General features: G+C 46.7%; 24 protein-coding genes and 1 other RNA gene. 18 read left to right on the top strand and 7 right to left on the bottom strand.

Going from position 1 to position 25,162, the window contains the following annotated elements:
* Positions 1-2 precede the first annotated feature (2 nt).
* The 4 genes from pfkA (at position 3) to B9Y93_RS17125 (ending at position 3,954) form a co-directional block, all read left to right on the top strand.
* Positions 3-974 (top strand): 6-phosphofructokinase, encoded by a 972-nt coding sequence (gene pfkA / locus B9Y93_RS17140; protein WP_085496335.1) that lies wholly within the window; start codon positions 3-5, stop codon positions 972-974.
* A 239-nt stretch (positions 975-1,213) separates the two neighbouring features.
* The gene (locus B9Y93_RS17135) at positions 1,214-2,107 is read left to right on the top strand and encodes an AraC family transcriptional regulator (protein WP_085496333.1); all 894 of its coding nucleotides are present in this window, start codon (positions 1,214-1,216) and stop codon (positions 2,105-2,107) included.
* Positions 2,108-2,294: 187 nt separating this feature from the next.
* Positions 2,295-3,554: a family 16 glycosylhydrolase gene (locus B9Y93_RS17130; RefSeq protein WP_085496330.1), complete on the top strand. Its 1,260-nt coding sequence runs from the start codon at positions 2,295-2,297 to the stop codon at positions 3,552-3,554.
* Between the two features lie 178 nt (positions 3,555-3,732).
* A complete protein-coding gene (locus B9Y93_RS17125; RefSeq protein WP_240968258.1) occupies positions 3,733-3,954 on the top strand; it encodes a DUF3906 family protein in 222 nt (73 codons plus the stop codon).
* A 141-nt stretch (positions 3,955-4,095) separates the two neighbouring features.
* Here the strand turns inward: B9Y93_RS17125 and B9Y93_RS17120 are convergent, their stop codons facing one another.
* Positions 4,096-4,923: a YitT family protein gene (locus tag B9Y93_RS17120; RefSeq protein ID WP_085496328.1), complete on the bottom strand. Its 828-nt coding sequence runs from the start codon at positions 4,921-4,923 to the stop codon at positions 4,096-4,098.
* Between the two features lie 267 nt (positions 4,924-5,190).
* On the opposite strand from B9Y93_RS17120, the gene cshA reads away from it, so the two are divergent.
* The gene (gene cshA, locus B9Y93_RS17115) at positions 5,191-6,813 is read left to right on the top strand and encodes a degradosome RNA helicase CshA (protein WP_085496326.1); all 1,623 of its coding nucleotides are present in this window, start codon (positions 5,191-5,193) and stop codon (positions 6,811-6,813) included.
* A gap of 447 nt (positions 6,814-7,260) precedes the next feature.
* The gene (locus tag B9Y93_RS17110; RefSeq protein ID WP_097676226.1) at positions 7,261-7,833 is read left to right on the top strand and encodes a C40 family peptidase; all 573 of its coding nucleotides are present in this window, start codon (positions 7,261-7,263) and stop codon (positions 7,831-7,833) included.
* Positions 7,834-7,947: 114 nt separating this feature from the next.
* Here B9Y93_RS17110 and B9Y93_RS24760 read toward each other — a convergent pair whose 3' ends face one another.
* Entirely contained in the window at positions 7,948-8,067 is a 120-nt protein-coding gene (locus tag B9Y93_RS24760) for a YjcZ family sporulation protein (RefSeq protein ID WP_217809699.1), read from the bottom strand.
* A gap of 163 nt (positions 8,068-8,230) precedes the next feature.
* On the opposite strand from B9Y93_RS24760, the gene B9Y93_RS17105 reads away from it, so the two are divergent.
* The 3 genes from B9Y93_RS17105 to B9Y93_RS17095 all read left to right on the top strand — a co-directional run bounded on the left by B9Y93_RS17105 (position 8,231) and on the right by B9Y93_RS17095 (position 9,838).
* Entirely contained in the window at positions 8,231-9,046 is an 816-nt protein-coding gene (locus B9Y93_RS17105; protein ID WP_085496819.1) for a YesL family protein, read from the top strand.
* Positions 9,047-9,118: 72 nt separating this feature from the next.
* Positions 9,119-9,299: non-coding RNA, 6S RNA (gene ssrS, locus B9Y93_RS17100), on the top strand.
* Positions 9,300-9,445: 146 nt separating this feature from the next.
* Positions 9,446-9,838, top strand: a complete 393-nt coding sequence (locus B9Y93_RS17095) for a DUF1499 domain-containing protein (RefSeq protein ID WP_085496323.1) — start codon at positions 9,446-9,448, stop codon at positions 9,836-9,838.
* A 62-nt stretch (positions 9,839-9,900) separates the two neighbouring features.
* Here B9Y93_RS17095 and tpx read toward each other — a convergent pair whose 3' ends face one another.
* Complete coding sequence (gene tpx / locus B9Y93_RS17090) at positions 9,901-10,419, bottom strand: thiol peroxidase (protein WP_085496321.1); 519 nt, start codon at positions 10,417-10,419, stop codon at positions 9,901-9,903.
* Between the two features lie 145 nt (positions 10,420-10,564).
* Between tpx and B9Y93_RS17085 the strand changes: the two genes are divergently transcribed.
* Positions 10,565-11,167 carry a rhomboid family intramembrane serine protease gene (locus B9Y93_RS17085; RefSeq protein ID WP_085496319.1) on the top strand — a complete coding sequence of 201 codons (603 nt, stop codon included), beginning with the start codon at positions 10,565-10,567 and terminating at the stop codon, positions 11,165-11,167.
* 71 nt (positions 11,168-11,238) lie between these two features.
* Positions 11,239-12,138 (top strand): glutamate biosynthesis transcriptional regulator GltC, encoded by a 900-nt coding sequence (gene gltC, locus B9Y93_RS17080; protein WP_085496317.1) that lies wholly within the window; start codon positions 11,239-11,241, stop codon positions 12,136-12,138.
* A gap of 110 nt (positions 12,139-12,248) precedes the next feature.
* Here the strand turns inward: gltC and B9Y93_RS17075 are convergent, their stop codons facing one another.
* Positions 12,249-12,932 (bottom strand): zinc metallopeptidase, encoded by a 684-nt coding sequence (locus B9Y93_RS17075; RefSeq protein ID WP_085496315.1) that lies wholly within the window; start codon positions 12,930-12,932, stop codon positions 12,249-12,251.
* A gap of 54 nt (positions 12,933-12,986) precedes the next feature.
* Positions 12,987-13,421 carry a MerR family transcriptional regulator gene (locus B9Y93_RS17070; RefSeq protein WP_085496313.1) on the bottom strand — a complete coding sequence of 145 codons (435 nt, stop codon included), beginning with the start codon at positions 13,419-13,421 and terminating at the stop codon, positions 12,987-12,989.
* A gap of 360 nt (positions 13,422-13,781) precedes the next feature.
* On the opposite strand from B9Y93_RS17070, the gene B9Y93_RS17065 reads away from it, so the two are divergent.
* From B9Y93_RS17065 to B9Y93_RS17055, 3 genes are read left to right on the top strand one after another with little or no spacing between them, the layout of a single operon-like run.
* Positions 13,782-15,224, top strand: a complete 1,443-nt coding sequence (locus B9Y93_RS17065; protein ID WP_085496311.1) for an ammonium transporter — start codon at positions 13,782-13,784, stop codon at positions 15,222-15,224.
* Positions 15,217-16,407, top strand: a complete 1,191-nt coding sequence (locus B9Y93_RS17060) for a DUF294 nucleotidyltransferase-like domain-containing protein (protein WP_085496310.1) — start codon at positions 15,217-15,219, stop codon at positions 16,405-16,407. The genes B9Y93_RS17065 and B9Y93_RS17060 overlap by 8 nt, the downstream gene beginning before the upstream one ends.
* Positions 16,400-17,221, top strand: coding sequence for an exonuclease domain-containing protein (locus B9Y93_RS17055; protein WP_085496307.1), 822 nt, complete (start codon positions 16,400-16,402; stop codon positions 17,219-17,221). The genes B9Y93_RS17060 and B9Y93_RS17055 overlap by 8 nt, the downstream gene beginning before the upstream one ends.
* A gap of 84 nt (positions 17,222-17,305) precedes the next feature.
* Here B9Y93_RS17055 and B9Y93_RS17050 read toward each other — a convergent pair whose 3' ends face one another.
* Positions 17,306-18,544 (bottom strand): MFS transporter, encoded by a 1,239-nt coding sequence (locus tag B9Y93_RS17050; RefSeq protein ID WP_244903451.1) that lies wholly within the window; start codon positions 18,542-18,544, stop codon positions 17,306-17,308.
* A 134-nt stretch (positions 18,545-18,678) separates the two neighbouring features.
* Here B9Y93_RS17050 and B9Y93_RS17045 point away from each other — a divergent pair, with 134 nt between their 5' ends.
* Positions 18,679-19,242 (top strand): TlpA family protein disulfide reductase, encoded by a 564-nt coding sequence (locus B9Y93_RS17045; protein WP_085496817.1) that lies wholly within the window; start codon positions 18,679-18,681, stop codon positions 19,240-19,242.
* 165 nt (positions 19,243-19,407) lie between these two features.
* On the opposite strand, the gene cimA is transcribed toward B9Y93_RS17045, so the two are convergent.
* On the bottom strand, positions 19,408-21,021 hold the full coding sequence (gene cimA / locus B9Y93_RS17040; protein WP_085496303.1) for a citramalate synthase: 1,614 nt from the start codon (positions 21,019-21,021) through the stop codon (positions 19,408-19,410).
* Positions 21,022-21,325: 304 nt separating this feature from the next.
* Between cimA and B9Y93_RS17035 the strand changes: the two genes are divergently transcribed.
* The 3 genes from B9Y93_RS17035 (at position 21,326) to B9Y93_RS17025 (ending at position 25,125) form a co-directional block, all read left to right on the top strand.
* On the top strand, positions 21,326-22,645 hold the full coding sequence (locus tag B9Y93_RS17035) for a DNA polymerase IV (protein ID WP_085496815.1): 1,320 nt from the start codon (positions 21,326-21,328) through the stop codon (positions 22,643-22,645).
* Between the two features lie 190 nt (positions 22,646-22,835).
* The gene (locus B9Y93_RS17030; protein WP_085496301.1) at positions 22,836-23,069 is read left to right on the top strand and encodes a ferredoxin; all 234 of its coding nucleotides are present in this window, start codon (positions 22,836-22,838) and stop codon (positions 23,067-23,069) included.
* A gap of 208 nt (positions 23,070-23,277) precedes the next feature.
* Positions 23,278-25,125 carry a CHASE2 domain-containing protein gene (locus tag B9Y93_RS17025; RefSeq protein ID WP_085496299.1) on the top strand — a complete coding sequence of 616 codons (1,848 nt, stop codon included), beginning with the start codon at positions 23,278-23,280 and terminating at the stop codon, positions 25,123-25,125.
* Positions 25,126-25,162: the final 37 nt, after the last annotated feature.

The raw sequence follows: 25,162 nt of genomic DNA, 5'->3' as shown, positions 1-25,162 counted from the left end.
TGATGTCTGCTGTAAAAAAAATTGCCGTTCTCACAAGTGGTGGAGATTCTCAAGGAATGAACGCTGCCATTCGTGCAGTTGTCCGCACAGCCCTTTTTAATGGCCTTGAAGTGTTTGGGGTTCAACGCGGTTATCAAGGACTATTGAATGACGATATGCGTCAAATGGATCTTCGCAGTGTAGGTGACATTATTCAGCGCGGCGGCACTGTGCTTCAATCCGCTCGCTGCAAAGAGTTTACAACGCCAGAAGGACAGCAAAAAGGTGCTGAGATTCTTCGCGCACGCGGCATCGATGGCTTGATCGTTATCGGTGGTGACGGATCGTATCAAGGTGCGAACAAATTGTCCAAATTAGGCATTAAGACCATGGGTCTTCCAGGTACGATTGACAATGATATTTCTTTTACCGATTATACAATCGGCTTTGATACTGCAGTAGGCGTCGTTGTGGATGCGGTGAACAAGCTGCGCGATACAATGAGCTCCCATGAACGTTCCTCTGTTGTTGAGGTTATGGGACGCCACTGTGGCGACATCGCATTGTTTGCGGGTCTTGCAAGCGGTGCGGAATCGATTCTCGTTCCAGAAGTGCCATTTAATCTCGATGACGTAGCTGAACGCATGAGACATAACTTCGAGGCAGGCAAGCGCCATAGTATTGTGCTTGTAGCAGAAGGCGTAGGCAAAGGCGAGGATATCTGCAATGGCATCATCGAGCGATGCCCGACGGTTGAGCCTCGTGTAACGGTGCTTGGCCATATTCAACGCGGTGGATCCCCAACGCCGTTCGACCGCATTCTGGCTAGCCGTCTTGGCGACTTCGCGGTTCAACAATTGATGTCAGGCGTGTCCGGCAAAGGCTGCGGCATTATCAATGGCGAGCTTGTTGCCACAGACATCGACCTTGTTGTGAACACGAAAAAGGAATTCAACATGGAATTGTATGAGCTTGCAACTCGCTTGTCTCAATAATTCATGAGCGTATTACAGAGGAGTCTCTTGGATATCAAGAGGCTCCTTTTTTGTCATAAAAGAATTTGTAAGTTGTGTCATAGTATTAGAACCTGGAACCCATTGTAGAATAGGGATTAATGGTTATGGAATCAGACATGAGCGATGATGGCGAGCGATAATTGGCATAAATGACATCATAAGACTAGGCCATCATTTTTGTTTAATTGCTCACTAATTGCAAAAAGGAGGAAGATGTTATGGACAGGCTTCCTGTCATTGAACCGGAAGAAACGCTGCAGTACCTAGAGAAGCGGTTCTTGTTTCCCCCATACATTACATTGGCGCATATGTTCAAGCCGCCTGCAAACTGGTTTATGTCTCCTCAGGTCGTTCCTCAATATCAGCTTTTGTACGGGGTTGAAGGTCGGGCAGAGCTTAAGCTGGATCAGCATAGCTATGTGATTCGCAATGGGGATGCCTACCTTGTTCCGCCTCATACGCTTCGATCGCTGCACCCGTCTGCACAGGAAGCCTATTGCGGCATTACGGTGACCTTCCACTTTGGGTCATCACGCTCACCAGTGGATCATTTGCTAGGGCAGCATGGTTATTTAGGGCGCTTGCAGGACACTGCAGTGCTGTTGTTGCTGTTGGATCTCATTCAAGGTATCGAGCAGCAAACGCCGGCCAGCTGCATGAAGGCACAAGGACTGCTGCTTCAAGTGCTGGCGGAGCTTCTTGGACATAAGGCGCCAACATGCACAGCATTGGAGGAGAAAAACAAAATTCCTGTGAGCATCGTACATATTTGCAACTATATGAAAGAACAGTACCCTTCCACGATTCGATTGGATACCTTATGTGACATGTCGGGCCTAAGCCGCAATTATCTCATTCGTCAATTTCGCGAAGCCTATGGACGAACACCGCTTGATTACTTAACCGAGATCCGAATGGATAAGGCGAAGCAGCTGGTCATAAATACGAGATGGAGCATGAGTGAGATAGCGGAGCAAGTGGGTTATGCGGATGTTCATTCTTTCAGCCGCATGTTCAAGAAGAGACTTGGGCTTAGTCCTAGCCGGTTTGCTTCCATGGTTCGCTCTTCTATGGATCTGGCTTCTCCACTTGAACTCTCAAGTGAAGCCTAATCGCATTTATCTCATTTATCTCATCCATCTAATGAAAAAAAGCTAGCTTTGACCGAGCTACTGTAATTATCGGCTACATAAGTGTTACTACAGGCTAAATACATCTGCTTGCAATCCAAGTACACTATAGGCATCAGAACCAAGGCTTGCCTTTGTATCAGCTGCACTTGAGAGGAGCGGTTAATGGATGTCTAACATGGATCACAAGCTTGACAAGCCAGGCTGGAGCTTAGTCTTTCACGAGGAGTTTGAAGGCCCTGTCCTGAATCCCTCTACTTTCTCGCCCTATGGCATATCGCATTGGAAGCCCAAAGAAGAGGCATTGGCAGATTACGAATTCAAAGACAGCTGCATTGTTTTAAGATTATCAGACGAGAATCAGCACATCTCAGCAATTACGACAGGGATGCGAGATGGGATGCATCGATATTCCGACCAGCTTAGGATTGATCATCATGATCGTGCAGTGATGAATCTCGTTACACAATACGGCTACTTTGAGCTGCGTGCTAAGGTGGCAAAGGGAAGCGGGCTGAACAGCGCGTGGTGGATGATTGGCTTTGAGAATGAAAAGGAACAGAATGCCGAAGTTGATATTTTTGAGCTGCTCGGAAAAGATACTCATTTACTAAATACCACTCTTCACGCCTTGCGTGATTCCAAGCTGGAGTATGCGCATATTCCTTATCAAACAGCAGTGGATTTATCCGAGGACTTTCATACTTATGGACTGGAATGGGATGAGACCGGTATGAAGTTCTATCTGGATCACGAACTATATTGGCAAATCAATCAGTCGCCTAATTATCCGATGGCTACCCTGCTACAAATTAATGACGGCAATGGGGGATGGATTGGCGAACTGGACGAATCCGTCCCCTATCCAAAAGAGTTTTATATCGATTACTTCCGTGTTTACAAGCGCGAGGGCATGCCAATGCAATGCGTCGCTTCTCGTTCTGAGGCAGCAAGCGCCAATCTTGCTTCACAAGCAGTCAGTGGTTTAGGCAATGATATCTCCTGGGGAGATTTGTACAAGGCGGAATCTCATATTTGCTACATCAATGATGGCCAACCGGACACGAGGCTTGAGAGCATGGCTCGTGAGCCGCTCCCCCACGCATACTATCTGGATTGGAGTACGCCGCAGACCTTGGACTCGGTCGCATTAACCGTTCTTCAAGCCGCAGCGAGCGGTCCTACCTCCTGGGATATTGAAGTATCTGAGGATGGCGAATCGAATTGGCGCAAGGTGCATGAAGTGCGAGCTGCCGTCTGGGAGATAGAAGCGGGACAAGATGGAATAGGGACGGTAGAGTCTGTATTTGAGCCCCAGCAGCATATCTTATCCCTTCGCATCATCATTCATGATTATGTGGGCAGGAATGCAGGGGGAAGCTACTTCATCCAAGACTTGAGCGTTTATAATCAGGCCGCAGCGAATTAGTCTGATGTTGTGCAGATTCAGACGCTCTTTTCTTGAGTGAGATGTTGCTCACAATCTAATATTTATGCATATAAAGCTGTTTCATCATCGATTATTTTAGCTTGCATCTGTAGATGAGTCGGGTATAATGTCAAATATTACAGATGGATGTATTTTCCTGAATGAAGGAGATTAGCGTATGGAAATGTCAAGCGTGTACTTATATCGATTGGAAGCAGCTACAGCGTCTCATACCTTGGATTGCGTCGTGGTGGCAAGCTCTGAAGAAGAGGCTTTCGCACAAGCAGAGGTGCTGATGGATAAGGGAATGATGGGGATGGAATGGAATGAGTTGTCGATCGTCGAGAAGAAGCGTATTTCAAAGGGCGCAGGCTATGTATTTGTGAAGAAGCTCCCTTAGCAGTTATTAGTTATATGTAATATTTTAGGATATTTAACTGTGATTGAATTAAAAAAGCTCATGCCTCATGCTCGATGAATCGGCTTCGTAGAAGAAGCTTGCATCTAACATGAAGGCGTGAGCTTATGTATATTTATTCGATTAGAAGGCCCTTGGCTTGCGGAAGTTCCCGATGACCCCCACGGTCTCCACGATGTTGACAAAGGCTTTGGGATCCGCTTCTTTGATCACCCGCTTCAGATCGGACAGTTCATAGCGTGTGGTTACGGTCATCAGCATATCCCGCTCAATATCTGAGAAGGCGCCTCTCGTCTTGATAACGGTTATACCATGCGGCAAGGAAAGCAGCCTCTCCATTAAGGCTTCTTTATTGCATGTGATGATGTATACCGTCACCTTGTAGTGGTTGATAAAAATAAAGTCCATGACTTTGCCTGTCGTAAAAATGGATACCATGGAGTACAGGACAAGCTCCCAGTTCATGGTCAATATCCCATGGGTAATGATGACGACACCATTCATAGTCACCGAGATATTTCCGATAGGAAAATCGCGATACTTGGTAACAATAGATCCGATGATGTCAAATCCACCTGTGGATCCGCCAACCCTCAAGGAGATGCCAACGCCGATGCCGACAAAGGTTCCTCCGAATACCGCGCATAATAGCGGCTCATTAGAGAGCGAGATCGCAGGAATCAACGAAATGAAGTAGGTGGTAGCAACAACGCTGATGATCGAATAAGAGATGAATCTTCGACCAAGGGCGAACCAACCCCAAATCATTAAAGGCAAATTGAGTGCAAAATAAAGAATACTGATGTTCCAGCCGGTTAGGTAACTTGTGATCATGGATACACCAGACACACCGCCACTCAAAAAATGATTAGGGACGAGGAAAACCTTGATCCCAATGGCCATGCTGAATGCACCAAGTATGATGACTAGAACGTGAAACAACCTTTTCAAACCATTCACCCCAACACAAACGAATTCAAATCTTCTTACTGGAAATAAGTTAATTAAATATGTTATACTGGTTTAGATATTCTTGAGTATGCTTCATTTAGATGAGATGTACGCATGAGCGATTAAGCGGGTGAACATAAATGATGGCTTCACTTCGCATTGTATATGATAAGACGAGGGGTCGATGTGCCATTCGTCACCTATGTCACGATACTTAAGAATATAGATAAGGCAGTGGTTTGTCCACACAGAAGGAGCATGAATATATTGAAAAATTTTGCAGAATTTGGTTTGGAGCCTAAAGTGCTTCAAGCGATTACAGAATTGGGATTTGAAGAATCTACGCCAATTCAGGAAAAAGCGATTCCTGTTGCGCTATCAGGCAGCGATATGATCGGACAAGCGCAAACAGGTACAGGTAAAACAGCAGCATTCGGTATTCCGCTTATTACGAAGATTGATACGAGTGAAGAACGTGTAGTTGCACTCGTTATGACTCCAACTCGTGAGCTTGCGATCCAAGTATCTGAAGAGATCGGCAAGCTTTCCCGCTTTAAGGGTGTTCGTTCACTCGCTATCTATGGCGGACAAGATATCGGACGCCAGATCCGCGCGCTCAAAAAGCGCCCTCAAATTATTATCGGCACACCAGGTCGATTACTTGACCATATCAATCGCAAAACCATTCGTCTTGACGATGTCAACACTGTCGTGCTGGATGAGGCGGATGAAATGCTTGACATGGGCTTCATGGATGACATCACATCTATCTTGAAGCTGGTTCCAGATGAACGCCAAACAATGTTGTTCTCCGCGACAATGCCACCTAACATTCAGAAGCTCGCGAATACATTCTTGAAGAATCCTGAGCATGTATCCGTAATGCCTAAGCAAGTGAGTGCACCGCTTATTGAACAGAACTATATCGAAGTGAATGAGCGCTCCAAGTTCGATGCGCTTAGCCGTCTCTTGGATATGGAATCTCCGGAGCTTGCGATTGTATTCGGTCGTACGAAGCGCCGTGTAGATGAATTGTCTGAAGCATTGCAAAAGCGTGGTTATACAGCGGACGGCCTGCATGGCGACCTGTCTCAGAACCAACGCGACGCGGTTATGCGCAAGTTCCGTGACGGCAGCATCGACGTGCTTGTGGCTACCGACGTAGCTGCTCGTGGTCTTGATGTTTCCGGTGTAACGCATGTTATCAACTTCGATTTGCCGCAAGATCCTGAGTCTTATGTACACCGTATCGGCCGTACTGGACGCGCAGGTAAAGAAGGCAGCGCATGGTCCTTCGTAACTCCACGTGAGATGGATCATCTTCACTTCATTGAGCGCGTAACGCGCCATCGCATCAACCGCAAGCCAATGCCAAGCTTGGCAGAAGCGATCGAAGGCAAGCAGCGTGTCGTTGCTGATCGATTGATCGATGTCATCCATGGGGATGAAGAGCTGAATGAATACAAAGCAATTACGCTGCAGCTTCTTGAGCAATATGATTCTGTTCAATTGTTGAGCGCAGCCTTCAAATTGCTTACAGGCGAGAAGAAGGATGTACAAGTCAATCTTACGCCAGAGGATCCAATCCGTGCGAAGCGTCGCAAGCCGGACATTCGTTCTAATGGCCGCAGACTCAATGCACCATACGGCAGAAGCGGCGGCGGCCGCTACGGCTCTGGTGGAGGCGGCAGCAACTATCGTGACAACAAGGATCGTCGCGGCGGTTACAATAATAACCGCGGGGATAACCGTAACAACAATTACGGCTCCCGCCGCGAGTATGACCGCGATCGTTCCAGTGGCGGTGGCGACCGCTCTGGTGGTGGGGATCGTCGACCACGCCGCAGCTATGAGAATCGTGAATCCCGCTTCAATTCGGATTCTGAATAATCAATAAGAGCAATGAATCAAATAAGACCGCTGAAGAAGTTGTGATTGTTCAGTGGGGTTGAGTCATAAAAAGGCGACACCTACCTCGTTTTGGGGCAGGTGTCGCCTTATTTATGCAGCAGCTATTTTCTTTATCACTGTCAAGCTTTATTTTACCTTATCCTCCTGATCCTGATACGAAGAGAGTATCGGTGCTGATAGGCAGAACTTTGACCAACTTGATGCTCGAAAATGATTCATTTCATACGTGCTTCGCCCTGGGTGTAGAACAACTTTTCATGCACTTCGGCGTCTAATTATGTACAATGGGGATTGTGGATATGATTACCTTTCATTTCATGATCCTCGACTAAAGTCTGGATTGGAATTAGGCTCTAGGTTGTATCCAAACATCCCCTTTAAATATACAATAAGAATAACTCATTTTATTCGTATCGGGTGATATCAGTGCTGGAACAGAAAACGATCTATATCTTATTAACGGATACAGGGACCTGGCTGTCCCAGATGATTAAGCTATACACGCGTCAACCCCTCAATCATGTCTCCATCGCTTTTGATCGAGAACTGACGGAAGTATACAGCTTTGGCAGAAAGGATCCTGCCAACCCTTTTATCGGGGGCTTTGTACGTGAACAGTTGTATGGCAGTCTAATACGCTCTGATCACCGTCCTACTCAGTGTGCGATATACAAAATGACGGTTTCGCTGGACGTCTATGAGCGCCTGCGTAGAAGGATTCGTCATATAGAGCACGATCAGGAACGTTATCGCTACAACTTATTAGGCTTGATCGGAATTGTATTTCGTGTGCGCATTGAACGCGATAACGCCTTTTTTTGCTCGCAGTTTGTCGCTTCGGTTCTTCAATACAGCGGATGCGATCTGTTCCAAAAACAAGCAGAGTGGGTGACGCCTGAGGACTTTAGGCAGTGCGCGAGGCTTGAGATGATATACTGCGGCGATCTGAAGCAGGCCATTCTAAATGGTCAGGGAGCGAAGCTGATGAAACTGGCTTAATCCTGCCGGATTTGTAGCCAATGGATTGCAGTGTGCTTAGTTAGGAGAGGAGCAGGAGGGGAATCCCTCCTGCTCCTCTGATGTGTGATAGACGTTATGGGGTATAAAGTAATATTAGTAGCAGAATGCGCGGCTAATGATAACGAGCAGGATGAACAGTACCAGAATAGCTCCTACGTTAGTACCCAAACCGCCTACTCCACAGCAACCACCATATCCTCCTAATTGACCCATGTGGCAATCCTCCTTTGAGTGCTGATCTCTTCTAGACACTGTACATCATATGGCAGTGGGTCTTTTTCGGCATAGACGTTGACCTAGATGCATGAAAATAGGCACTGGTGTACAACCTCCGTTTGTATTATAGTTAAGAGACAGGATGATGGAGGTGTCTCGTTTGGAATTTAGAGGGTTAATGGGTGGATTTTATCGCATCTCAGAATGGATTATGCGATTTTCGGTCACCAATCTTTTGTGGCTAGTATGCGGACTGCCGTTTTTTGCGGCATTATTCTTGAAGCTCCTGTTTATGGCAGGTGACTTCCCGAATGAATCCTTGCAAATGAACTGGGCCATGGGAATTTTGGCACCGTTTACTTTATTCCCTGCCACTTCAGCGATGTTTTCGGTAGCACGCAAGTGGATTATGGGTGATACGGATGTGAAGCTGCTTAAGACGTTCTTTGGCTCCTACAAGGAGAACTACAAGCAGGCGATGATCGGCGGGATCTTCTATACGCTGTTGTTTGTCATTATGTACATTGACTACACCGTCTACATGACGCAATTGACATCCATGCGCATGATTGGTTATGTGATGCTTGGATTGCTCATCATTTTATTTGTTTCATTATTCAACTTCTTCTCGATGGTATCCCATTACCATATGAAGACTTTTGATATTTTGAAGAACAGTATTCTGCTTACTGTATTCCGTCCAATTCGAGTGGTGCTGACAGCGGTTGTAAGCGGTGCGATTCTGTACTTCGGTATTAAGTACCCGTTCATTATCATTTTCTTTGCAGGCGCTGTGATTGCGTATTATGCGTTCTTTAACTTCTATTCCACGTATCAGAAGATGCAGGAGCAGCAGGCGAAGATGGCTGAGCAGGGCAATGAGGACAGTGAGTCGCCAGGAGATGAAGCGCTGTTATCCGGGGAAGAGCGTCGTGATCATGATGGGGACAAGCCTTCTTCGGATTCCAAGTCTTAGAAAGTGCATGTTTCGATAAGTCACAGCTTTACTTTTGTCGAAAAGCATTTTATAATGAGTCTACAACTTAAAAGACTCCTGCGATGTGCGTTACGGCTTTCGTTGTTTTGAACCAATGATGGTTTCTAGGGAGTTCAACATTGAGTCTCTGCTGACAAGCTCTTCACTGAGTAGTCAAACGTGGCTTTGAGGGCACCCACCTGTGAGAGCAGGTTCAGAAACATTAAAGTCGAACGGCATTCGCGGGTTTTCTGGAAAAATGACACTTTCTGTTTGAAGACTCTTCAAGCAGAAGGTGTTTTTTGTTTGTTCTGTCGTTTAGCTCTTTTCTCTATACGCGTTCAATGATACACTGTAATAAGTGAGCAACGGCAGTTCATATAAAGGAGGAAGACGCTTTTGTCACTCAAACGAACACTTGCTGGTGTTATTCGCAGTTTCGAAACGACCAGTGATCGAGCTAAAGATCCAAAACTGAAAACGCATTATTACTCCTTATCAAAGGACAAGGCTTGGGCAGAGGTTTCTTCTACGCTTAAGAAGATTCAAGGATATAAGCTCTTGCATGAGGTTCCGAATGTAGGGGAAATTACATTAGAGAAGCGGACTGCAACCGGAAGAACGATGGATATAACCGTATCTATTGTATCGGTAAGCCCTGTGAAGACAGCGGTTGATATATACTCCGCCTCAAGAGGCGGGATGGGGGATCTTGGTGCCAACTACCGAGTGATTCTCGATCTTTATTCTGTATTAGACAAGAAGCTGTCCAGTCATCTTACACAACCTTAATTCGAGAGGAACAGCTGAGCGAGAGAAGAGCCACAGCTCTGCTCTCGCTTTTTGTGTGTAGATTAGACAAGGGCTTTAACAGCTTCGATGGCAGCATCGTAATTAGGATGTTCTGTCATCTCAGGAAGATACTCCGCATAAGTGATCTTATTGTCTGCATCTAGGACGAAGATCGCTCTCATGTCGAGCTGGAACTCCTTAATCAACAAGCCGTACGCTTGGCCGAAGCTGTTGTTCTTGTAATCGGAGAGCATGACGACTTGGTCAACGCCTGCTGCACCACACCAACGCGCTTGGGCGAATGGAAGGTCAGCACTCACTGTAAGCACGACAACTTGCTCGCCGAGCTTGGAAGCCTCTTCGTTGAACCGGCGAGTCTGCATGTCGCAAACGCCAGTATCGATCGAAGGCACGACGCTGATAAGCTTGATCTTGCCTGCGAAGTCATTGAGGCTTGCTGTCTCAAGCAGGTTCTTGTGTAAATTGAAGTCAGGGGCTTCAGCACCGACTTGTAATTCAGGTCCAATAAGTGTAATTGGATTTCCTTTGAAAGTAGCAGCACCAGTGCGTTCTACAGTCATGATAGGTTACCTCCTTGCGTAACTGATCTAATAATTGGCAAAACTCTGATACTATTATAATCGTACAAAACTTAAGTTGTCCAATCTTCGTTCGCTATGAATGACAGTTCAGCTTGAGAATGATTGCTGAAAGGAGTGTGAGGCGATGATTTTTATTCGCTATGAGAATTGGCGAAGCTACCTGAAGCAGTTCCCTGTCACGAGCGCATTGATTGTCGTGAACATCGTGATGTTTATTATTCTTGCAATGAATGGGGGCTCAACGAACGGGGAGACGCTGCTTCGATTTGGGGCGGTGTTGAAGTGGGAGCCATTTGTGGAACAGACGTGGCGCTTGGTAAGTGCGATGTTTCTTCATATAGGATTTGAACACTTGCTGTTTAATATGTTCGCTTTGTTTGTGTTTGCACCGCCGCTAGAACGCATTCTCGGACACGTTCGGTATGCGCTGTTGTATGTGCTGAGCGGAATTGTAGGGAATGCATTCAGTGTCTATGCCTCAGAGTGGGGGACTCTGATGGCAGGAGCATCCAGTGCGATATATGGTCTATACGGGGCGTACTTATTTATTGCGATCTTCCATCGTCAGGCGTTGGATGAAGCTTCACGCAAGACCTTGTACATTATTCTTGGTCTTGGTGTGGTACAGTCTTTCCTCATGACTAATATTAGCTGGAGCGCTCATCTTGGCGGTTTGGCAGCAGGCTTTATTCTCTTTGCTGCTATGCGCTGGATTCATCGCCGATAGCCTCGGCGGTATCCTGATATAAGAATAACTCATACAGAGCAGTATAAAAAAGAACGGAGCGTTGAGGGATTGTGGAGCTTAGGCAGTTGTATTACTTTGTGAAGGTTGCACAGAAGGAGCATGTGACGCAGGCTGCGGAAGAAATGCATGTTGCTCAGTCTGCGGTTAGCCGGCAGATTCATCAGCTTGAAGAAGAGCTGGGTGTGAAGCTCTTCTTACAAAAGGGGCGTAATCTTCAACTGACGCCAGTTGGGCAGCTTTTTCTCAAAAGAGCTGAGGCTATCTTGAAGGAGCTTGAGAAGGCGGTTCAGGAGATTCAGGAATTCATTGATCCGGAGCTTGGCGAGATTCGAATCGGGTTTCCGCACAGCTTGGGTATTCATTTAATTCCGTCCGTTGTTGCAGCATTTCGCAAGCTTCATCCTAATGTCAAGTTTCGCTTTAAGCAAGGCATGTATCCATCACTTATTCGCGATGTAATTAACGGTGAGATTGATCTGGCTTTTATCTCTCCTTATCCGGAGAAGTGTGAGCAGGTAACCGGTGAGATTCTGCTCACGGAGGAGCTGGCAGCGATTCTGCCACCTAATCATCGATTGGCGAACGAGGAGGAGATCCATCTCTCTGAGCTCAAGGATGATACATTTGTGTTATTTAGTCAGGGTTACTCGCTCAGGCCAATTGTTTGGGATGCCTGCGTTCAGGCTGGATTTTCTCCGAGCATTGGCTTTGAAGGCGAGGAAACGGACACGATTAGAGGTCTTGTTGCAGCAGGAATGGGTGTGAGTTTGCTCCCAGAGATGGCACTACGGCACACATCAGAGCTTCAACCTGTCAGTGTGCGCATCGCAGAGCCTAAAGTGACGAGAACAGTGGGGCTTATTCGCAGAGTAGATGAGAAGCTGCCGCGGGTTGCCGAGACCTTTCAACGCTTTCTCCTCGAATATTTTAAAGATCATACGACAAAATAAAAATGGCATTCGCCCAATTCAAGACCGGCTTCATACAACATTGTACTGCACGTCAAAAAGCCCTGTTGATTCGATAATTCGAATCAACAGGGCTTTGTTGTGGCTTGGTGTTAGTCGCGGTTATTGGCAAAGATCATAATATACTTGAGCAATTCAAGCAGTGAGATCAGAGCGGCGGCTACATAAGTCAGAGCAGCGGCGTTCAATACCTTGGCCACTCCGCGTTCTTCATCGTTTGTGATGAAGCCCTCGGAGATCATCAGATCGCGAGCTCGACTGCTGGCGTTGAACTCAACAGGCAGTGTAACCAGTTGAAATGCGACCGCGGCGGAGAAGAAGATGATGCCAAGGCCGATTAAGCCGGTTGCTTGGAACAGGAAGCCTGCAATCAATAAGAAAGGCGCAATGCCTGAGGCCAAGTTCACAATTGGAAACATGCGGTGTCGAAGCACAAGCATCGGGTAGGATTGCTGATGCTGAATCGCATGTCCGACTTCATGGCACGCCACGGATACAGCAGAAACAGAACTTTCATAGTATACGGGCTCAGACAAGCGAACCACGCGTTTGATTGGGTCATAGTGGTCAGATAGCGTTCCGCGCACAGGTTCTACCGGTACGTCGTGCAGGCCGTTATTGTCGAGCATGCGGCGTGCAGCTTCATAGCCTGTCATGCCGCTGTGAATTCTTACTTTAGAGAATTGGTTAAACGTTCCTTTTACTCGGAACTGCGCCCAAAGAGACAATCCAAAGGCGATAATGATAAGGAAATCCATAGGGTGAAAAAATAACATATGTGTTCCTCCTTGTTGATCTAGCTTCAAATTAGGGGTATCTTCGACGGTGGCTTACATAAGATGCTGTTGTTTATCTAGAATGGCTACTAGCACTTCAATACATGCAGCACCTTGTGGACCGATGCGCTGAAGCAATGATTTGCGCTGCGTGGGCTTCATCTTCTCAAGCATAGGCTGCAATTCCTTTGCATCACGCTCAAGCTGCTCCATGTGCAATTGAAGATCGGTCACTCGTTTGATCAGCTCCGAATCGCTCGCAACACGTCTTAATTGAGAAAAGTAGTTCTTGATTTCATCCAAAGTGTACTTTTCTTTCTTTAACTGACTAATACGTTCGAGACGCTCTATCGTTTCAATGTGATACAACCTATAATTGGTATTTGTTCGCTGAGCTGGTTCGATGAGCCCGATCTTCGTGTAATAGTCGATGGTCCGCTGGCTTAGCGATGTTGCCCGGGCTAACTCCCCAATGCGGTATAGCTTCATATTCACAATTGCCTCCACCCCGTTTCCCTACTCTAATTGATGTCGTGCAAAAGACGAAACCAACATTCGACCTGAGCTGCAGTGCGTGCGAACTGCAGTATTTTATTTCTCTTTGAATGACTGTAAGTGAGGTATTCTTCATTCTTATAACCATATGATACTTCATTCGAAACCATACAGTCAAACGTTACGGTTTTTGTATATGTTAATTAATATTACATAAAATTGTGTTGGTGGGATATAAAAATGATTTATTCTCAATTTTTGAAATAAATATTGCCATAACTTAACTAATATGATTATAATGTCATCAATACTTATTTAGCATGTAATATAAACTAACATTAAGGAGTGGCTGTCATGAGGTTGGTCGTGAATAGGTCGAGAATGTTGTCGGTATCTGCTATGGTGTTCATCAGCTTGCTTTTGGGCGGAAGTTCTGCATTTGCAGCTGGTGATGCGACCACAGCTGAGCTGAAGGTAGGGTTGGATGGAGTGTGGATCCTGATTGCAGCTGTACTGGTGCTGCTGATGCAAGGCGGATTTGCGCTTCTAGAGGCGGGCTCAACGCGAATGAAGAATGCAGGTCATGTTGCAGGCAAAACGGTCCTTACCTTAGGAATCTGCGCGATTGCCTTCTGGATGTTTGGTTTTGGCCTTGGATTTGGCGAGACGAATGGATTTTTTGGAACGACCGGCTACTTCTTTGGTGGAGATGAATCCACCTCTGCTTCTTTATTTAGCTCCCTCAGCGGTTCAGATGTCCCCATTACCATTAAGTTTTTGTATCAAATGGCATTTGCTGCAATCTCCTTAGCCATCGCTTGCGGTGGATTCGCAGAACGTGCGAAACTCTCCATCTATATCATCTTCGGTTTCTTATTCACAATCATTATTTATCCTGTTGCTGCTCACTGGGTGTGGGGCGGCGGATGGCTGGCGGAGCTAGGCATGCAGGACTTCGCGGGCTCTGCTGTAGTCCATATGCAAGGCGCAACGGCCGCGCTGATCGCAACCATTCTCCTTAAGCCTCGTCTTGGCAAGTATAGTCCTGATGGCAAGCCTGCCATGATTCCTGGACACAATCAGGTATATTCTGTGCTTGGTGTTATTCTACTTTGGATTGGATGGTTTGGATTCAATCCAGGAAGTACGCTTGGGGCTGTAAATGATGGCTTCTTCGGATATGTTGCGATGACGACCCAGCTTGCAGCTGCGGCAGGAGCAGTAGCTGCCCTTCTCATCTCTTGGATGGTTTTTGGCAAGGCTGACATCCCGAGCATGCTGAACGGCGTACTGGCGGCGTTAGTTGCCATAACAGGCGCTTGTGCATTTGTACAGCCATGGGCTGCCCTTGTCATCGGAGCTGTTGCGGGCGTCGTTACATTTTTTACCGCACAGTGGGTCGAAAAGATGGGGATTGACGATCCTATCTATGCTTTTTCCGTTCATGGTGTGGCAGGAATCTGGGGAGCACTTTCGACGGGGCTGTTCGCTGCTCCGCACTTGGTCGAGACAGTTGGGGTAGGCAAGGCAGGATTATTTTACGGAGGCGGTATCAATCAGCTGTTTGTGCAGTTGATCGGAATCTTAGGCGTATTCGCCTTTGTGGCTGTGCTGTCTGTAGTCGTACTTGGATTCTTGAAATGGACCATTGGACTTCGTGTCACGGAAGAAGAGGAATTGGTTGGCTTAGACATGAGTGAGCATGGAAGCTACGGATATCCTGAACAAATGAAGGCATTGCAAGCGCAGGAGGCAGCTGTGCTGGCAAAAGCCGACGAGACGCTTCGCATTGACTAATCCAAATGAGCCGATGACAGAAAGGCTGACGCAATACTGGCTTCAACGCTTCTCCTTGGACCGTTCACGTTCTATGGATGATCGGTTGAAAGAGATGAGGCATATTCGCGAAGAATGGATGCGTGCTATCTCCGATTGGAGCGTCACAGGAAGGATGAATCCTGATTGTCCCGATTGCTTCCTTGATGGATCCGTCTCATCAGATGCGAGCATACAAGTGACTGCGCTTGACAGGCATCGAATGATAACCCGGATATATGATCATCTGTTTCGCACTGCAGCAGCTTGGACAGAAGAATGTATGGAGATGGAGGGAATAGGGAGTGCTCCACTCTCTTATGTCTGTGTATGGTTCGGCAGTGGAGGAAGAAAAGAGATGACACCTTGGAGCGATCAGGATCACGGGGTAATCTGGGAAGATGAGCATGGATGGCTCCAAGCACGCGTGGAAGCGTATTTTACAGTATGGGGAGAAACGTTTACGAGTTTGCTCACTCAACTCGGTTTTGCTCCCTGTTCTGGGAAAGTGTTAGCCAACAATCGGCAATGGCAAGGGTCGATCACGGAATGGAAGAATAATACAGGACGCTGGATGCAAGAAAGAGGCTGGGAAAATACCAGATATTTGACGATGGCAATGGACATGAGGGCGGTATATGGCCAAAGCGAGCTTGCGAAACGGTGGAGCCATTCCTTGGAACTGCCCCCTTCGTCTCTGCGAGAAAATGTGGCAAGCGCATTGACGGCAAACCTCCTGCATCGCAAAAGAGCTCATAATAGCTTTGGCAAGCTCATTCGTGAACGCTACGGTGAAGAGGCGGGACGCTTTGATGTCAAATATCGAACCTATGTCCCGATCGCTCAGCTTGCCCGCAACACAAGTTGGATTGTAGGGAATACAGAGCAAGGTCTTTCGACCAAAGAGCGATTGAGTTGGCTTCTCGAACATACTATCGAGGATGGTGCTCTGCATGCAGCTATTCATGAAGCGGATCAAGCTTGGGAAGCTGTGCTAGAGTGCCGCCTTAAGGCAGAGGGATACCAAGAGCAGCTGCAATGGCAATCAACAGGAATGATTGATCCCGATCGATTAACACCAGCTCTAAAAGACAGTCTAAAGGCAAGTTCCCATGCGATAACGAAATGGCTTAAGTGGCTGGAACGGAGGTACTTGCATGGTTGATGATGATAAGATCGGTAGCTCCGGGTGGTTGCAGCGCTTAAGAGCAAAAGCAGGATGGATGGAAAAATCATCACTGAAGCAGAGGGCGCAGCCCCCGAGACAGGAGAGGAGCCAATCGGTATATCGCTCCTCACACCTTCATTCAGAAGGGGCAAGGCAAGCTTATGAGCGTTCAATTGCGAAGGAAAAAGGAAAGGCACAGCAAGGCAAAAATCGCTCAGATCTGCTTGATATCCCCTTGAATGAGCTTCCGGTTGTGGTAATAGATCTTGAGACGACGGGCTTTGAACCCTATGCAGATGAGATAATCTCTATCGGGGCAAGGAAAATTACCGGAATATCATGGGAGCCTGAAGAATCGAGTGTGATGTATGAGCTGCTGAACCCAGGCATGCAGATCCCTGCCCATATTGAATATCTCACGGGAATATCTAATGATGATGTCGCACATGCCCCGGATGTGGGAGCAGGCTTAAGCCGCTTTATTGGATTTGTAGACAACCGCTTAATCATCGCCCATGCGAGCGGGCATGACAAAGCATTCCTGCGCAATGCGTTGTGGCGTTATCATCGTCATACGTGGAGATATCGCATGCTGGATACGATGCTTGTTGCCAGGTGGCTGTATCCCGAGCAGAAGGAATTGGATCTGGATACGCTTGCTCAGATGCATCACATTGAGATCGAGCGAAGGCACCACGCACTCCACGATGCCAAAGCAACAGGAGAGCTGTGGATCTTGTTTGTTGAGAAGGCTATGAAGAGGCGGGTAACGACCCTGCGCGAGATGTATATGTACTTGAGCCGATATTAGATAAGTAAGCCGATAACGCACGATGAAGGTGCGGCTATCGGCTTACTTTTGCATATGCTGGCTGAATGATTAAGGGGAAGAGCGCTAGGCTACCTTCTTGTCTGGCTTGATGAAGAAGAAGACAAGCACTAAAGCGATAGCGGAGAGTGACGTAACGCTTATAAAAATTATTTTGTGCGATATGTCCATCATCCAACTGAACAAAGGCGGTCCAAGGGCCACTCCAATAAAGCGCATGCTGCTGTATAAGGAGGTGATCATGCCGCGCTCTGCTTTTTCGACTGTGCCTGTGATCATCGTGTTCAAACAAGGCAGCAGAAGTCCGGTTCCTATAGAGCTTAAGGTAATCAGACCGATGAACACATATAGATTGCGGCTGAAGAAGATCGTGAGGCATAGCGAGACAGCCATTAAGGCTAAGCCGATGTTCATTAGCCAGCGAATAAGCACGCCGTTTTTCTTAATCAGGCTTCCTGTCGTAAAAGAGGTGATGACCATCCCTAGAAGCGGAATAGCCAGCACCAGCCCTTTTTTGACCCCCTTTATGGTATAAGGAGCTTCCTCAAGAATATCAGATAAATAAAAAAGAATGCCAAACAAAATAAATAAAGCGAGAGAGCCGGATATAAAGGCGGGGATTAGCCAATGCCCTTTTTGCTTGAATATTTGCTTAATGTTTTTCAAGTAATCAGATAAGGGGATTTTTTTCTTGTCTGCTGATGCTTTTGGTTCTTTGATTAAAAAGATCATGGCGACCAAGGAGCCCGCGCAAAATACAGGGAACGCAAAAAAAGGCACCGTCCAGCTCCACAGAGCAAGCAGCGATCCAAGAATGGGACTTGCTACTTTGCCGGCACCATTGGACGCTTCAATCAGTCCAAGCGCTTGGCTCTCAGTGGCGCCCTTGTATAGATCGCCTACTAGCGCCATCGCAATCGGAGCAGTTCCGGCTGCCCCAATCCCTTGGATCGCTCTTGCGGCAATTAGGATTGGGTAAGACTTCCACAATGCGCCGAATCCTGCAAGGACGCCTGCAGCACCGTATAGGATCAGAGCGGGGATAATGATTTTTTTGCGGCCATAGCGATCGGATAAATAACCGGCTATCGGAATGATAATTCCTGCGGCAAGCGAAAACAGCGTAATAATCAAGCTGGTCTGGAGCTGAGTTAATGATAATTGTCTTTTGACATCAGGCAGGATGGGAACCAGCATTGAATTGCCTAGAACGAGCACAAGCGGGACGGATGCGAGTGCAATGTATTCGATCCATTTGGATTGTTCTGGCTGCTTGGCTTCCTGCTTCGAGTTGGTCTGTTCCATGATGGCCTCCATCTCTATCGTTGTTCACATGCTAATTAACGTTCCCTAGATTCCTTGTGTGCATGCTGTCGTATTATTGAGAAAAAAAGGGTATGATAAATGCTGTAGACCTAAATGAGAAAGGGATGAAAGGCATGAAAAAAAGCACAGGGGTTCTCCTGCTGCTTGTTATTCTCGTTGCAGTTACCGTGGCGAATAATCATAACGTAAGTGGAGAGGAGCGAGGCTCCGCACAGGAAGCGATCGTCTCGACCGAGGAAGCGCCGCGTGTAGGCTACATGGCGCCTGCCTTTGCACTTCAATCAATAGATGGCAAGACAAGCTATGAGGTAGGAGGAAAGCGGGATAAGCTGTTGTTTCTTAACTTCTGGGCATCTTGGTGCGGGCCTTGTCAGGCTGAGGCTCCGGATCTAGTCAAGTTGTATGGGAAATACAAGGATTCGCTGGATATGTACTCCGTAAATGTTACCTCTAATGATACGATTCAAAAAGCTCAACAATTTGTCGATCAGTATAGTCTTGTCAATCCGATCCTGATGGATGTCAAGGGTGATATTTTTCAGAAATATAACGGCATGGCTTTCCCGACTAATCTGCTCATTGATCGCAATGGCGTTGTGCGCCACGTATTTATTGGCATGCGGCCAGTCAAGGATATTGAAAAAGCGATTGTTAATTTGTTGAATGAGAATCCTTGATTCAAGAGCAGATTCAATAGCCTGCTTACATAAAAAGACACCGATGGATCCTTACGAATGTGCCTTGGCTGTAATCCTTAGGGAGACTACAGCCTGCAAATAGAGTGGCATTCGCAAGTCTTCGGTGTCAGTTTGGACCAATATTTATGTTAACTATTGTCGATCTTAATGATTTACAATTCCAAGCTGTTCTTTGCGCTCACTCAGCAAGGATTGTTTTTCTTTGCCGATCAGAGCATAACGGAAGCTGTCAACGAGAGCTTCCCAGCTTGCCTCGATGACGTTAGAGGATACACCAACGGTGCTCCAGGTGCTGCCGAAGTTGGTAGACTCAATAAGCACACGAACCTTGGCTGCCGTTGTATCATTCTCATCGAGCACGCGAACCTTATAATCAGTAAGATGCATATGCTCAATATCAGGGTAATGGCGCACGAGCGCTTTACGAAGGGCATTATCGAGCGCATTGACTGGACCGTTGCCCTCTGCCACTGTAAGGATGGTCTCTTCATCAATCATCAGCTTGACAATGGCTTCTGAGCAGGAAGAGTCGTCGCTTGCCATATCGGTAATGATCTTAAAGGATTCGAAGGTAAAGGCATCCTGGAATTGTCCAGTTGCTTTTCGAAGCAGCAGTTCTAAAGAGGCGTCTGCACCTTCGAATTGGTAGCCTTGATGCTCAAGCTCCTTAATCCGATCAATGATGGATCGAGTCTCAGGATTGGTAGCATCCAGCTCGTATCCCAACTGTGCCGCTTTAGACAACACATTGCTCTGTCCAGCGAGCTCGGACACAAGGATGCGCTGTGTATTGCCTACAAGCTCAGGCTCGATATGCTCATATGTTCTCGAATCCTTCATGATGGCCGAGACATGAATGCCTCCTTTGTGTGCGAAGGCTGCATTGCCGACATAAGGCTGATTGACAGGCATATGCACGTTGGCAATCTCGCTGACGTATCGCGCAACGCTTGTGAGATCTTTAAGCTGATCTTGAGGCAGCACATCATAATTCATCTTCAACTGCAGCGTAGGAATGATGGAGCATAGATTCGCATTGCCACAGCGTTCGCCATAGCCGTTGATGGTACCTTGAACCTGAAGAGCTCCTGCCTGAACCGCAGCGAGAGCATTGGCAACAGCCAGCTCGCAATCATTATGAGTATGAATGCCTAATTTTACTTTAACCGTTTGAACTGCGCTGGTCACGATCTCAGCGATCTCCTGCGGCAAGCTTCCTCCATTCGTATCGCACATTACAATCCAATCAACCCCGGCTTCTTCTGCGCGTCGCAGCACAGCTCTTGCGTATTCCGGATTGTGCTTGTATCCATCGAAGAAATGCTCTGCATCAAGCATAACTTCAAGGCCAGCCTGCTTAAGATAAGCAATCGAATCTCCGATCATGGCCAAGTTTTCTTCCAGCGTTGTTTGAAGGGCAGTATGCACGTGAAAATCCCATGATTTCCCGACGAGCGTTGCTGCTGGTACTTGCGCTTCAATCATTCGATTGAGACTTATATCTTGTTCAGCTCGCGAGTCTTTTCTTCTCGTACTGCCAAATGCAGTGAGCTTAGAGCTCCAGCTGTAGGTTTTGGCTCGATGAAAGAACTCGATATCCTTGCCATTGCTTCCAGGAATTCCGCCTTCAATATAATGAACACCTAGTGCATTTAATTTACGCGCAATCTTGATTTTGTCGTCTGCAGAAAGACTAATGCCCTCTCCTTGTGTACCGTCTCGAAGCGTTGTGTCGAAGATGGCAATGGATGTCGTCATGAGATGGCCCTCCTTTTTTGAAGTGTGGATGAATATGGTAAGTTTTATTTTCCTATTATAGCATCGGATTTTGGCTTGTATAGTGGAAGTTTCAGAACTTCGCGGACAAGAGCATAACAAGTGTGACATGTTTATATAATGTTCAATAGGAGAAAATCGCTTTCATGCTCTTTAAGATGATTGGCATACGCTAGGAAAGTGAGAAGTGTGATGCTGGATGAAGGCATGATTAGCATTATTGGAAGAACTTGATCCTTTTATTATGGTAAAATAAGAAAAGAAGGTGATGATGGAGGAAGAAGAGATGAGTGCGGATGAATCGGTTGTCGATGTGAAGCGTTACTATCCAGCGAAGGGAAGAGTGATTCTTCACTTGGACATGAACGCTTTTTACTGTTCTGTTCATGAGGCTGAGGATCCTGAACAATATCACAGGAAGCCTACTGCTGTCGCTGGGAGTACAGAGCTAAGAAAAGGCATCGTCGTGACATGCTCCTATGCAGCTCGCGCAGTTGGAGTGAAGACGGGAATGACAGTAAGACAAGCTACTCAGCTTTGTCCCGATCTCATCCTCATTAGGCCGGATTTTGATTTGTATCGTACCTATTCAAGGGCCTTTCTAGAAATAGCGAGATCGTACACACCGCTGGTGGAGCCGGTATCTATTGATGAATGCTATCTGGATATTACGGGCTCAAAAAGCTTTGGCACACCCTTGGATATTGCTAAGGAGCTTCAGGGCCGGATTCGTGAACAGCTATTGATTCCATGCTCCATCGGCATAGCTCCCAATAAGCTGCTCGCCAAGATGGCCTCGGATATGAAGAAGCCAAATGGAATCACCGTGCTTAGAATTCGAGAAGTGCCGAAGCTCATGTGGCATCGACCGTGTGGCGAATTGTTCGGGGTAGGGAAGAAAACAGCTGCTAAGCTTGAACGTATGGGCATACGAACGATTGGGGAGCTTGCCAAAACGGATGAGGATAGACTTGTGCACGCCTTTGGGACATATGGGCATGCGATGAAGCAGGCGGCGAACGGAATAGATGACGGAGAAGTAAAGCCGGAACGAGAAGCGGCCAAGTCCATCGGACATTCAACAACGCTTCCCGCAGATGTGGATACGGAGGAGGATGTGAAGCGAGTGCTGCTTAATCTTGCGGATCAGGTGACTAGGCGAATCCGCAGGCAGCATGTGCTTGCCCACACGATCCAGCTAACGATTCGGTCCCCGGACATGAAGACGATTACTCGATCTGTGACACTCGAAACGCCAACGGACGACCGCAACAGAATGCTGGAAGAAGCCTTGCGCTTGTATCACAGGCATTGGAAGCATGGAGAGCCTATTCGATTGCTGGGCATCACGGGCCAGAATTTAGTGATAAAGGAAGAAGCAGCAGTCCAACTGGATTTATTTGATTATGAAGAGCAGCCGAAAAAAGATAAATTAAATGAAACGATGGACAAAATAAGGGACAAGTATGGTGAGAATTCGCTCGTTACGCTCGGCATGCTGGGTGATGATCCGTCAGTATTGCTTCGCAACCATAAACGGCGCGGGACATCTCTGGAAACAGATTTTTTGAGGGAATGGGAGCAAGATAATAAAAAGGAGACATAACGGGATAAATGTTGTCTCTAATCAATATGTGGTAAAAAATGGATTTACATGCATCTCAATTAATCCGTTCTCACACGGAATAGACCCTGATTTGTCAAGGAAAATCGTTTGAATTTCCACCATCTTTGTATTATAGTGATTACGGAGGAACGAGAAAGTAGATCGTAGTTAACCAGGAGGGAACAAAGTAATGGCAAAATATACTTGGGTTGAGAAAGATACATGCATTGCATGTGGTGCTTGCGGAGCAACAGCACCTGATATTTACGATTACGATGATGAAGGTCTAGCTGAAGTCATCTATGAAGGCGACAACAATCAAGGAATTACCGAGATTCCAGAAGATTTGTTTGACGACCTGCAGGATGCTGCTGATGGATGTCCAACAGACTCCATTAAGATCGCGGACACTCCGTTCAATTAATTCGTTATTATCTACATGATGATTTGTCATGATATATAGAGATCAACCAACACAACCAACAAGCGAAGAAACTCCCGCGTGAAGCGGGGGTTTTTTTGTCGAATCCAATGAGAAAATTGTCACGTTATGCAGTGCGGCTTCGAATCTTGTAGTTTTAAATTTCCTATATAGCCATTACAATGAAATAGATAAAAGAAGGGAGATGGATATGCACACAAAAACATTTCCTATTATAATAGCTTGTTTGATAACGCTCATATTAGGAGGATTATACATAGGGGGATCAGGCGGCATTCTGCAAGTTACCGAGAATGCCTTTCGAGATGTGCTGCTGCTTAAGTCCGAAGAAGAACGGCTGCCTGATGATCGAATCAAAATGATTGTCATTGATGATGAATCACTGCAGACACTGGGGAGCTTTCCCTGGCCGAGATCGTTATATGCGGATGTGGCGGATGAACTGATGTCAGCAGGGGCAAAAGCTGTCGCGATCGACCTGCTGCTCTTGGAACCGTCCGCAGATGCGCAAGATGATCAACGATTATCTGAGGTGATGAAGCGTTGGCCTTCCATCTATGTTCCTGTTCAAGCAGTCTTTCCGCTGCTTCAAAAAGATAAGCATTCCCTTGAGATCGAGCGTTTGGATCGACCTGCCAGCACGATTGGAGCTGACAAGAATCAGCTTGGCCATGTCAATGTGATGCAGGATCAAGATGGCATCATTCGAAGATTGACGCTCGGGCTTCCTGATGAAGAGGGAAACATGATTCCAGCGCTAAGCGTTCGACTTGCGAACGCGCTTTTAGAGAAGAGAGAACAGATCATATGGGATGCAGACAAAAAAGTTTGGATTCAGGGCAACCGCATCATTCCAACGAATGATCGCTATCAAGTTCGCATTGATTATTACTCTACTGCCTATGATTCGATTAAAGGGGCGCTTAGAGGATATGATCGCCAATCGTTTTCCGATGTTTTACTAGGCCATATTGATCCTAACTATTACAAGGATACGATCGTCTTACTAGGCCCCTATTCACAGACGTTAGGTGATCGACATCTTACACCGGTGAGCCGATCTATTCCTTTATTCGGATTAGAGATTCATGCGAACATGATTCAATCACTGCTTGAGCACGACTATTATCAAGAGATAAACCCTATGGTCGGCCTGATCATGATCTTTATCATTACGCTGCTTGCTTCTATTTCAGCGGCTTATTTTAAAGGCTTCAAGACCTATATCAGCTTCGGGTTAATTATCTTATTATATATGAGTATAGGGTATATGTGCTTTTATCTAACCGATACCTATATTCCGTTCTTATATGGTTTGTTAGGGATACTAGCTGGATTTGTCGTCGTTACGGCAAAAAAGAGCAGTGATGAACGCGCTCTTCGCAAACACGTGACGCATTTGTTTGGACGCTATGTTTCCCCGGATGTCGTTACTGCTTTATTGGCCTCTAAGGACCCGATTAAGCCAGGGGGAGTCCGTATGGATATCACCGTGATGTTTATCGATATCAGGTCCTTCACTCCGCTTGCTGAACAGCTTTCTCCGGAAGAAACGCTCTCTATTCTCAACCGTTATCTGCATATGTGTACAGAAACTGTATTCCGACACCAGGGTACGCTTGACAAATTTTTGGGAGATGGCGTAATGGCGATATTTGGTGCGCCTCAGCGACTGGAGAGCCATGTCGAATTTGCAGCGGATGCAGCCTTAGAATTGACTCGGCTGGCTGAAAAGTGGACAGCAGATATGGAAGCAGAATATGGGCGTGGAATACAATTTGGGATAGGGCTTGAGTGCGGCGAAGCGGTAGTGGGAAATATTGGGTCGGAGTCGCTTCGGATGGATTATACGGCAATCGGCGACACCGTCAATGTTGCTGCAAGACTTGAAGGTAAGGCTTTGCCTGGGAGAATTGTCATTGGGCCAAAAGCGGCTGCAAGATTAGAGTCAGCCTATGAATTACACTCAATTGGAAGGGTGGAGCTTAAAGGGAAGTCGGAACCGATGGAATTAAGTGAGCTCCTTGGAAAACGATGAATACTGTCATTCAGAATTTGTTCGCTATTCAAAAACT

The sequence above is a fragment of the Paenibacillus aquistagni genome (assembly GCF_900177815.1).
GTDB lineage: Bacteria > Bacillota > Bacilli > Paenibacillales > Paenibacillaceae > Paenibacillus_B > Paenibacillus_B aquistagni.
The sequence above is the reverse complement of the archived record's forward strand: the minus strand, read 5'-3'. Positions and strand labels throughout refer to the sequence as shown.